This window comes from Alkalidesulfovibrio alkalitolerans DSM 16529 (genome assembly GCF_000422245.1).
In the GTDB taxonomy this organism is placed as follows: Bacteria; Desulfobacterota; Desulfovibrionia; order Desulfovibrionales; family Desulfovibrionaceae; genus Alkalidesulfovibrio; species Alkalidesulfovibrio alkalitolerans.
The window spans coordinates 17035-26590 of record NZ_ATHI01000006.1 but is presented as its reverse complement, the minus strand read 5'-3'; the positions used below and the strand labels follow the sequence as shown (position 1 = coordinate 26590).

At 64.3% G+C, this 9556-nt stretch carries 11 protein-coding genes; 5 read left to right on the top strand and 6 right to left on the bottom strand.

The window, feature by feature from the left end; genetic code table 11:
* Positions 1 to 2 precede the first annotated feature (2 nt).
* The 4 genes from DSAT_RS04745 to DSAT_RS04730 are packed head-to-tail and all read left to right on the top strand — an operon-like array spanning position 3 to position 3243.
* Positions 3 to 1727, top strand: coding sequence for a sensor histidine kinase (locus tag DSAT_RS04745; protein ID WP_020886455.1), 1725 nt, complete (start codon positions 3 to 5; stop codon positions 1725 to 1727).
* 3 nt (positions 1728 to 1730) lie between these two features.
* The gene (locus DSAT_RS04740) at positions 1731 to 2099 is read left to right on the top strand and encodes a response regulator (protein WP_020886454.1); all 369 of its coding nucleotides are present in this window, start codon (positions 1731 to 1733) and stop codon (positions 2097 to 2099) included.
* A gap of 3 nt (positions 2100 to 2102) precedes the next feature.
* Positions 2103 to 2783, top strand: a complete 681-nt coding sequence (locus DSAT_RS14800; RefSeq protein ID WP_020886453.1) for a sensor histidine kinase — start codon at positions 2103 to 2105, stop codon at positions 2781 to 2783.
* Positions 2784 to 2814: 31 nt separating this feature from the next.
* Positions 2815 to 3243, top strand: coding sequence for a response regulator (locus tag DSAT_RS04730; RefSeq protein ID WP_020886452.1), 429 nt, complete (start codon positions 2815 to 2817; stop codon positions 3241 to 3243).
* A 237-nt stretch (positions 3244 to 3480) separates the two neighbouring features.
* Here DSAT_RS04730 and DSAT_RS04725 read toward each other — a convergent pair whose 3' ends face one another.
* The 6 genes from DSAT_RS04725 to DSAT_RS04700 form a co-directional block, all read right to left on the bottom strand.
* Positions 3481 to 4320: a ribonuclease H-like domain-containing protein gene (locus tag DSAT_RS04725; protein ID WP_040370804.1), complete on the bottom strand. Its 840-nt coding sequence runs from the start codon at positions 4318 to 4320 to the stop codon at positions 3481 to 3483.
* 94 nt (positions 4321 to 4414) lie between these two features.
* Positions 4415 to 4771 carry a hypothetical protein gene (locus DSAT_RS04720; protein WP_020886450.1) on the bottom strand — a complete coding sequence of 119 codons (357 nt, stop codon included), beginning with the start codon at positions 4769 to 4771 and terminating at the stop codon, positions 4415 to 4417.
* Between the two features lie 14 nt (positions 4772 to 4785).
* Positions 4786 to 5385, bottom strand: coding sequence for a DUF8043 domain-containing protein (locus DSAT_RS04715; protein WP_020886449.1), 600 nt, complete (start codon positions 5383 to 5385; stop codon positions 4786 to 4788).
* A 60-nt stretch (positions 5386 to 5445) separates the two neighbouring features.
* The gene (locus DSAT_RS04710) at positions 5446 to 6999 is read right to left on the bottom strand and encodes a glycosyltransferase family 9 protein (RefSeq protein WP_020886448.1); all 1554 of its coding nucleotides are present in this window, start codon (positions 6997 to 6999) and stop codon (positions 5446 to 5448) included.
* A gap of 6 nt (positions 7000 to 7005) precedes the next feature.
* Complete coding sequence (gene thiE / locus DSAT_RS04705) at positions 7006 to 7650, bottom strand: thiamine phosphate synthase (protein ID WP_020886447.1); 645 nt, start codon at positions 7648 to 7650, stop codon at positions 7006 to 7008.
* A complete protein-coding gene (locus DSAT_RS04700) occupies positions 7647 to 7952 on the bottom strand; it encodes an MTH1187 family thiamine-binding protein (RefSeq protein WP_020886446.1) in 306 nt (101 codons plus the stop codon). The genes thiE and DSAT_RS04700 overlap by 4 nt, the downstream gene beginning before the upstream one ends.
* Before the next feature lie 176 nt (positions 7953 to 8128).
* Between DSAT_RS04700 and DSAT_RS04695 the strand changes: the two genes are divergently transcribed.
* Complete coding sequence (locus DSAT_RS04695) at positions 8129 to 9448, top strand: malic enzyme-like NAD(P)-binding protein (protein WP_020886445.1); 1320 nt, start codon at positions 8129 to 8131, stop codon at positions 9446 to 9448.
* The last annotated feature ends 108 nt before the right edge of the window (positions 9449 to 9556 follow it).

The window sequence follows — 9556 nt, the reverse complement described above, 5'->3', positions numbered from 1 at the left end:
CAATGCCTCTCAGTCATCACATCACGCCATCCTTTTGGAACCGCGACGACATGAAGTCGCATTTCAAAAGTCTCTTCAACTACCGCAAACTGTGGCGCTTTGCGGTCCTGCTCACCCTTGGCGTCAGCCTTCTGCCGCTTCTGGCCGTGGCCGTCATCGATTACACCATCACCGAAACCGCGGCGGAGCAGGAGACCGTTCTCAGAACCTCGCGCCTGGTCTCCAACACCCGGCGCATCATCGACGCCTTCTTCGACGAACGCCTCCACGCGCTCATGTTCATCGCCGCCGACAACACCATGCCGGATCTCGCATACGAGAGCCGCCTGTGGGATGTTCTGCTCCACCTGCAAGGAAGCTTCGGCGGCTTCGTGGATATCGGGGTCATCGACGCCAATGGCCTGCAACTGAACTATGTCGGCCCTTACAACCTGCTAGGCCGCGACTACTCCAAGCAGGACTGGTTCCAGAAGACGTTGCAAAAAGGAACGTACATCAGCGAGGTTTCCACGGGATTTCGCGGCGTTCCGCACATCTCCATTTCCGTGCGCAAGGACCTGCCCGGCGGCGAATTCTTCATCCTGCGCGCGACCATCGACACCGATCGCTTCAACCAGATAGTCAAGGGACTTTATCTCGCCTCCAGGGGCGACGCCTTCATCATCAACCGCGACAGGGTGTTGCAGACCCCCTCGCGCAATCATGGCGACGTGCTCACGACGATCGACCTGCCCCTGCCGCCATGGTCGGCATCCAGTGAAGTCATAGAAATCAAGGGGGAATCTGGGCGCCTGTTGAGCATCGGCTACGCCTACATCCACCGGACCCCATTCGTCCTGGTCATCGTCAAAGACCGCGACGAACTGCTCAGTTCCTGGCATTCCTCGCGCAGGAGCCTGCTCGGCTTCCTCTTCATCAGCATCGGCATCATGGTGCTCGTGCTCGTCGGCGTCGCCACCATGCTCGTCAACCGCATCCATCTGGCCGACCTGCGGCGCGTCCAGGCCCTGCGTCAGGCCGAACACGCGAGCAAGATGGCCTCCATCGGACGGCTGGCCGCAGGCGTCGCCCACGAGATCAACAACCCGCTGGCCATCATCGGCGAAAAGGCGGGGCTGATGAAGGACATCTTCGTCTTCGAGGGCAAATACGCCCAGGACAAGCGCCTGATGGGGCTTGCGGACTCCATCCTGGCCGCGGTGGAGCGCGGCGGCGCGATAACCAAGCGGCTCCTCGGCTTCGCGCGGCACATCGACATGAGCGTCAAGAGTGTCGACGTTCTCGAAATCATCAAGGAATGCCTGGAGTTTTTGCACAAGGAAGCCGAATTCCGGTCCATCGAAATCAACGTACAAAGCGACGAAAACGTGCCGGTTTTCGAAAGCGACCACGGCAAGCTCCAGCAGATATTCATCAACATTTTCAACAACGCCTTCGCGGCCATGTCCGAGGGAGGCCACCTCAACGTCCACATCACTCCGGGCGAAGGCGAGGTGGTCGTCCACATCTCCGACGACGGTTGCGGCATTCCCAAGGAAGACCTTGGACACATCTTCGAGCCCTTTTTCTCCACGAAAAAGGGAGAAGGCGGCACAGGACTGGGCCTGTCCATCACATACGGCCTGGTACAGGAACTCGGCGGCCGCATCGAGGTCGAAAGCACCGTGGGCAAGGGAACGACCTTCCATGTGCATCTTCCGACCACGCGCCCGCCGAAAAAGGAGTAGCCCATGCATGTTCTGCTGGTCGATGACGAAGAAGAACTGGTCTCCGCGCTCGCGGAACGCCTCTCCTTTCGAGGGATGGACGCCGACTGGGCCTTGAGCGGCGAAGCGGCCATCAAGGCCGCCCGATCCAAGCACTACGACGTTGCCGTGCTTGACATGAAAATGCCTCGCATGGGCGGCATCGACCTGATGCACGAGTTGAAGGACATCCAACCCGGAATGCGCTTCATTTTCCTGACAGGCCACGGCTCCATGCGCGATTTCAAGGCCGGGACGGCAGAGGCGGGCAGGGCATTCTACCTCGTCAAGCCCGTGCCCATCGAACTTCTCCTAGAGAAGATCCACGAGGCCACGAAAACGCAGGAGACGTGAGCCATGAACAGCGCGCCGTCCAACGCAGCCTCGGCCGAATTCCAAAGACTGGCCTTTTTCGGGCGCATCAGCGCCTCGGTATCGCACGACATCAAGAACTGCCTGGCCGTCATCAATGAGAACGCCGGGCTTTTGGAAGACATCGCCCACCTTGCGAGCGCGGAACGCCCCCTCGATCCCGGCCGCGTCGTCGCCACGGCCTCCAGGGTCAAGGAGCAAGTACGCAAAGCGGACTTCATAGTGAAGAACATGAACACCTTCGCTCACAGCGCGGACAAGCCCGCCATGACCTTCGACCTGTGCGAGAGCGTCACCCTGCTGCTCGATCTTTCCGCACGGCTTGCGGCTCGCAAGGGGGCGAAGATATCCGTGACGCTGCCGAGCAAACCGCTGATGATCTCCGCGAGTCCTTTCCGCGTCATGCAGGCCCTTTTTGGCTGCATAGAAATGGCATTGGCCCAGGCCGGAGAGGAGGCCCGGCTGACAGTGAGCGCCGCATCGACTCCCTCGGGCGCTCAGTTGCTCGTGGAGCGCGACGCATGGAACGGCCACCCCCTCGCGGCCGAGGTCGCGGAACTCGCCGAAACGGCGGGCGGTGTCGTGTACCTGAATGAAAACGGTTCAATCGTGCTCGAACTGGGCGAGACCGGAAATTGCTCCTGTCCGTCCATGGCCCGCACGTAATCCTTACCCTCTTATATCAAGGAGAAATGTCATGTCTGAGAAAGTGCTGCTGGTCGACGACGACCCCGAATTCCTGTCGGTCATGGCGGAACGCATGCGAGGCAGGGGCATGGATGTGGCCACGGCTGCTTCGGCCGCCGAGGCTTTGGATCTGGCGCACAAGGAGTCCTTCGACGCCGTGATCCTGGATCTGCAGATGCCCAAGATGGACGGCATCGAGGCGTTGAAGGCCCTCAAGGCCGACCAGCCTGAAGCGCAGATCATCTTCCTCACCGGTCACGCCACCGTGGAAAAGGGCATCGAGGCCATGAAGCTCGGCGCCATGGACTTCGTGGAGAAGCCCGCGGACCTGAACAAGCTCTCCGAGAAGATCAAGAGCGCCAAGGCGCATAAAATGATCATCGTGGAGAAGCAGACCGAGGAAAAGATCCGCGACATCATGGTCGGCCGCCCCTGGTAGAAGGCCAGGGGCGAAAACGGGCGGGGCGTCCGGAGATTTCCGAACGCCCTGCCTGCTCTCGCTCGGCTGCCTGTTCGCCGGGGATTAGGGGGCTGTTGAGAAACTCACTTTTGCAGGCCGGTCAAAAAGCTTCAGATGCAAGGCGCAAGAAAAGTTCAAGGCCGACGCGTATTTCGCATACGCGAGGGTTTGAACTTTTCGCAGCAACGCGGCAAATGAGACTTTTTCACCGGCCTGTTAGCGGCCCCTGAAATAGATGCCCTTCATGCGGCGCACCAGGGCCACGTCGGGCTCGTGGGGATTTTGGCACGGCGGGCAGTCGGGCAGGGCCACGCGGGCCGCGAAGGGCGAACCGCACAGCAGCTTTTCGGCCGCATGGCGCAGAAGCGGGGCGAGCGAGAGCACGTCCTCGGCGTTGTAGGCCAGCATGGTCTCCAGCACCCGCTCGTCGCGGGTGTCGAGAAAGCGCTTCCAGAGCAGCACGGCGAAGTAGCCGTCCACCCCGTCGAGTTCGTCGCGGCCAAGGCCGAGCGCCTTTTCGCAGCGCTTGAGCCCACCCGAGAGCCCCACCCGCTTCAGCAGATAGCGCAGGTCCACATGGGCCTTGGGCAGCGTTATCCGCATCTCTCGCTCGATGAAGGGTGCGTCGAAGGCCTTGCCATTGAAGGTCACGAGCAGCTTGTAGGCGCGAATGTCGTCCTCGAAGCGTTCGAGATTGCGGCCGTGCACGTAGGTGCGCACGCTTGTGCCGTCGAACAGGGCGATGGAGGTGATGTGGTCGAGCCCCCGGCCAAGGCCCGTGGTCTCGATGTCGATGTAGGCCGTGGCCTGGGCGAAATGGGGCCACAGCCGCCAGTGCTCCTGGGCGGGCAGGCGCGCGGCGAAGAACTCGGCGTCGCCCGCGGCCAGGCGCTCGCGCGATTCGTCGATGAGCGCGGCGGCCTGGGCGTGGCGGTGGGGGGTCATGAGGCCGTGGGCCTGGGTAAAGGCGTCCCAGTCGAGGACGCCCGCGGCCCAGAGCTTCTCCTCGGTGCGCACCCCTATTCCGGGCAGATGGCAGAACGTGTTGGGCAACATGGCCCGCATTCAGTAACCATCGCGCCCGGCGCTGGCAAGCAGGGAATCGGGGAGCCCCCTCCCTTTGTCAGGCACCGGAAAAAATCGTCTGCCCCTATCCCCGTTTGCTGATGAACCGGCTGTTCTTGGGCTGGCGCATGCCGGCCGCCTGCTGGTAGCCGCCGAAACGTTTGGCCTCCTTGCTCGTGCGCACGAGGTCCTCTTTCAATTCGGCGTGCAGCCGCTTGGCCTCCGTGGTCAGGCGGCCCTGCATGTTCCGCAGTTCCTTGAGCTTCTCGATCAGGTCGTCCTGGGTCGTGGGCTCGTTCTTCATGGCCAGCACGCGGCGGATCAGTTCGCCGCGCTCGGCCGAACTCTCCTCGGCCCTGGCGAAATCTCCCTCATTCAGATAGCCGAGCTCGGCCTCACTCAAGGCCAGAGCCTGATCCAGCAGTCGCAGCTTCTCGGACATGATGCGCCCCTTTCCTACTGGACGTCGCGAATTTCCTCGCGAAGCTTGGCGATAATGTTCTTCCAACGCTGCACAGCCGGGACGTACTCGTATTCGAGCAGGTCGGAGAGCAAAATCCAGTCCTCGTTGCCCATCACGTCGAGCATCTCGGTGAAGAGGTTGGAAAGCTCCTCAATGGCGGCGGTAAAGGGCTTGTGCTCGCGCAGGGTGAACTCGTCGCGCAATACGCCGACCATGCCGAAGAAATCGCGCGTCACGTCGAGCAGATCCTGGAGCATGTCCAGGGCCTCGGCGTCGTCGGCCTGACGGAACAACGTCGCGACCTGATGCGCGCCCGTGTCCATAATGGTCACGACCTTGTACAGCTCGCGGGTGATGTTCACGGCCATCTCGGTGGTGCCCATGGTCACGATCTCGATGGACTCCACCTCGGAGGAGGGGATGTCCTCGGCTTGGTGCGGGTAGATCTCGGAGAAATTTTCCTTGTTGACCAGCACGTCGGTGACGATGCGGTCGTTCATGTAGGAGTCTTCCATGACCTTGAGCAGAATCTGCTCCAGATTCTGGAACGACTTGATGTCGATGGTTTTTTCGTGGCCGTCCACAACGATCATGCTTCGCTCCTCCATTGGGTGGCGGTTGTTTTCCGCCACTTCAATTCAAGAAACGTGCCGTTATTGACCGATGTGTCGTGCGAGCGCCCCGAGGCCGTCGCGGTATCGTTCGAGGAGCGCCAGGAACTCCGGCAGGCGGCCTCCCTGCTCCTCGCCCTGCCCAGCCAGAAGCCAGCCCAGGGGGGCAAGGCGCGGGTCGGCCTGCAAGAGCGCGGTCAGGCGCTGCCAGTAGGCCAGGAACTTGGTCTTCAGGGCCGGACGCGGGGAGTGGATGAGCAGCGCGCCCTGGCTGCACAGGAGCGCGAGCACGGTGCAGGCTTCGGCGAGCGTGGCGGCAAGCGCGGCCCGCGCCTCTCCAGAGAGAGGCGGCAGGCCGTCGAGCGCCGGGGCGCGCGCTCCGTCAAGGAACTGACGATAAAAGGCGCGCTGCGTGAGCAACCAGGCCTGGCGGTCGTCCATGCCGCCGCCCAGGCGGTCGAGCGCAAGGTAGCCGGACGTGTCGTGGCCCGTGATCCAGGCGCGTGAGCCGGGCGGCGGCGCATCGCCCCACCTCGGTCCGGCAAGGCGCGCGGCCGCGGCAGAAAAAACGCCCTCGGGACCGATGGCCCGGCGGCAGGCCTCGTCGTGCGCGCAGGCCGCACCGAAGGCGCAGGGGTGGCAGACCATGTCCGGCTCCAGGCACAGGGCTCCGGGTTGGTACGGCCCGGTGTCGAAAGCCTGGGCCGTGCACAGGAACACGGCCAGCACCGGCGCGCCCATCCCGGCCGCGAGGTGCATGGTGCCGGTGTCGTTGCTGACCAGAAGGCGCACGAGGCCGAGCACGGCAGCCAGCTCGGGCAGCGTGGTGCGGCCCACGAGCGAGAGGTGCGGATGTCCAGCCAGCACGGCGTAGCGTTCGGCCAGCCGCGTCTCGTCCGGCCCGCCGAGCAGCACCGGCAGGGCGGCGCATTTTTCCCAAAGCAGGCCGCCCAGGCGGGCAAAATATTCCAGCGGCCAGCGGCGGCGGTCCTCGCTGGCCCCCAGTTGCAGGGCCACGAGACCGCCGGGAGCTTCGGGCGCTTCGCGCAGCAGTTCCTCGGCCTTCAGGCGCACGGCCTCCTCGGGCTGTGCGAGCGAAAGGACGCGCGGCCTGCCCGGCGCGGGCAGACCGGCCACGCGGCAAAAGATGTCCGCGACGTTGAAGGGGCTCGTGCCGCGATGCCTGCTCGCGGTCTGCAAAAAGGCCGCCCAGGGGCTCTCGTCGCGGGCGAAGCCCTCCGCGTCCAGCCCCAGGCCCACCTGCCGCGCGGCCTCGAAACGCCGGGCCAACAGACGGCCCGGAAGCGACGGCGTGATGTTCGCCACTACTTCGGGCGCCACCTCGCGTTCCAGCGAGTCGGCAAAGCGCCAGAACTCGGCCAGCCCCTGCCGCCAGTCCGCCCCCGGCGTGAAGAGAAACCGTGAGCCGGGCACGGGTCGAATGCTGGTCACGCCGCGCAAAAGGCGGGCCGCCTGGCTGAAGTTATCCAGGACCGCGAGGTGGACCTCGAAGCCCTGCTCCGCAAGGCCCGTGATACAGACCTGACTTTGCACAAGGTCGCCGAAGCGAGTCAGGTTGACGAGCAGAAGACGCATGACCGGTCAGTCTTGCACACCGCGTGCCGCGCGTACGAGTTGCAAAAGCTCGCGCGCCGCCTCGCGCGGGGAGAAGGCCGCGCACAGCGCCGAGACTACGGCCACGCCGTGGGCCCCGGCCCGCAACACCTCCATGGCGTTGGCGGGGCCGATGCCGCCGATGCCCACCACGGGCCGTCCGGCCAGCCCCACGACCTCGCCAAGCCCCGAAAGACCGAGCACCGGCGCGGCGTCGGCCTTGGTCGCGGTGGGGAAGACCGGCCCCGCGCCGAGATAGTCCACCGGAAAATCGCGCGCGGCCCGGGCGAGTTCGGGCGTCTCCACGGAGAGCCCGATGATCGCGCCGGGCCCGAGAATGGCCCGCGCGTCGGACGGGTGCATGTCCGATTGGCCCACGTGCACGCCGTCGGCTCCGCAGGCCAGGGCCACGTCGAGGCGGTCGTTGACGAGCAGCGGCACGCCCAGAGGCGCAAGCGCCTTCTTCACGGCCCTGGCCAGTTCCACGAACTCGCGCGTGCCGGCCTCTTTCTCGCGCAACTGCACGAGCGTGACCCCGCCCGCGGCGGCCTCGGCCACCACGTCGATCAGGGCGCGCCCGCCGCACAGCGGCCGATCCGTGACCAGATACACAGAGAGATCGAAGCGCTTCACGTCTCGTCCCCGAGCAGGCGGCGCACCGAGGCCGTCTTGGCCGCGAGCCTGCCGCCCGCGCCCTGGCGCGAATCGACCTTCAAGGTCAGGTAGACGCGCGGATGGCGCTCGCGAAGGACCTCGTGGCAACGGCCGACAACGGTCATGACCTCGTCCCACTCGCCTTCCAGGGTTGTGCCCATGGGGCCCAGCTCATGCGCCAGACCGCTTGCGCGGATGACATCCACGGCCAGGGCCACGGACTCGCTCACGCTTTCGCCCGCGCCAATGGGAAATATCGACAACTCCGCCAGCACGCTCATGACTGTCTCCCGTGATGTCGTTTCCTTCATGACTAGTACCGCATCACGGCCAGCGCAACCCCTGCGCCGCGCGGCCCGATGCTTTACTTCGCCTTCGTGCTTTTGTAGCTTGAGGCGCTCGTTTTCCAACCCCTGCGTCCGGCGCGGCCGGGCGCGCTACCCATGGAGGTTTCTCAATGGCTTTGTTCACCCCGGAGGAGGCGCTGGCCTATCACGGCAAGGGCCGCAAAGGAAAGGTGGAAGTCGTTCCCACCAAGCCCTGCCTGACCCAGAAGCACCTCTCCATGGCTTACACCCCCGGCGTCGCCCTGGCCTGCAAGGCCATCGAAAAAGACCCCGCCCTGGCCTACGACTACACGACCAAGGGCAACCTCGTGGCCGTGGTCTCCAACGGCACCGCGGTGCTCGGCCTTGGCAACATCGGCCCGGCCGCTGGCAAACCGGTCATGGAAGGCAAGGGCGTCCTGTTCAAGGTCTTCGCCGACGTCGACGTCTTCGACATCAACCTGGACTGCAAGGATCCCGACAAGCTCATCGAGATCGTCAAGGCCATGGAGCCGACGTTCGGCGGCATCAACCTCGAAGACATCAAGGCGCCCGAGTGCTTCCACATCGAGGAAACCCTCAAGCGCGAGATGGGCATCCCGGTCTTTCACGACGACCAGCACGGCACGGCCATCATTTCCGGCGCCGGTCTTCTGAACGCGCTGGAGATCTCGGGCAAGAAAGCCGGGGATATCGTGGTCGTGGTCTCGGGCGCGGGCGCGGGAGCCATCGCCTGCACCAAGTTCTACGAGGCGCTGGGCGTGAAGCGCTCCAACATCCACATGTTCGATTCGCGCGGACACCTGCACAAGGGCCGCTCCGACCTGAACGAACACAAAATGGCCTACGCCCAGGACAAGGCCCTGCCGTCCCTGGCCGAGGCCATGAAGGGCGCGGACTGCTTCCTGGGACTTTCGGTGGGCGGCATGGTCAAGCCCGAGATGGTGGCCGCCATGGCCAAAAATCCCATCATCTTCGCTTGCGCCAACCCCGATCCGGAAATCCCCTACCCCGACGCCAAGGCCGCACGCCCCGATGTGATCATGGCCACGGGCCGTTCGGACTTCCCCAATCAGATCAATAATGTGCTGGGCTTCCCCTTCATCTTCCGCGGCGCGCTCGACGTTCGCGCCTCGACCATCAACGAAGAGATGAAAGTGGCTGCCGCCCAGGCCCTGGCCGCCCTGGCCAAGGAACCGGTGCCCGATTACGTGAAGAAGGCCTACGGCGTTTCGGAGATGGAGTTCGGCATCGATTACATCATTCCCAAGCCGCTCGACCTTCGCGTCATCGAGTGGGAATCCCCGGCCGTGGCCAAGGCCGCCATGGACAGCGGCGTCGCGGCCAAAACCTTGGACCTGGATGCCTACAAAGTCGAGCTGCGCGAGCGCTTGGCCGCCTCGCGCGCCCGCATGGAATCCTTCATCGCCAGCTACGGGCTGGACATCTAGCCATTTATCCTTTCCGTGCAGCGCGGCCTGCCGTGCTGCACGGAAAGGATTCTTCCTCGCTAACCGATCGACTCCCCGCGCGCCCGAAAATTATCATTCCTCCACGCA